The 598-nt window shown below is 40.3% G+C and carries 2 rRNA genes; both read left to right on the forward strand.

Features of this window, described 5'->3' with window-relative positions:
• A 16S ribosomal RNA gene (locus IW644_RS19900) occupies positions 1 to 108 on the forward strand; the annotation flags it as partial.
• A 407-nt stretch (positions 109 to 515) separates the two neighbouring features.
• Positions 516 to 598, forward strand: a 23S ribosomal RNA gene (locus tag IW644_RS19905); the annotation flags it as partial.

A 598-nucleotide genomic window follows, 5' to 3' on the forward strand; every position in this document is an offset into this window, starting at 1 on the left:
GTAGTTAGTCTAACCTTCGGGAGGACGATTACCACTTTGTGTTTCATGACTGGGGTGAAGTCGTAACAAGGTAACCCTAGGGGAACCTGGGGTTGGATCACCTCCTTACCATTACGTCGATAGACGCACTTGATGCAGTGCCTACACAGATTGTTTTGTTTATTTATAGACTCGCTTCGCGAGTGTCGCGATTAACTGCTTTACCGGAAGGGAACCTTCCTGACAGTTAATCTGCTCGCTAAAGTGGTAGTTGTTTTAACGTAGAATGCTAATTAATGATCACATCATTGATTAGTGTTTTTTAAAAACACTAATGTTCTTTAACAATTTGGAAAGCTGATATTAATAGTAATCAATCAAAATTGAGTAACTGAGAAATCGAAAGATGAACTTTTTACTCTACTTGACTGAATTGCTTGTTATCAATTTATTGATAGCAAGGCAATTCTTCCGATTAGCTTGTCATTCATGCGACATAACTTAGACAGAAGTCAAAAGGCTGTTTGGGGTTGTATGGTTAAGTGACGAAGCGTATACGGTGGATGCCTTGGCAGTTAGAGGCGATGAAGGACGTGTAAGTCTGCGAAAAGCTGTGGTG

The organism is Alteromonas sp. PRIM-21 (assembly GCF_027563165.1).
In the GTDB taxonomy this organism is placed as follows: domain Bacteria; phylum Pseudomonadota; class Gammaproteobacteria; order Enterobacterales; family Alteromonadaceae; genus Alteromonas; species Alteromonas macleodii_A.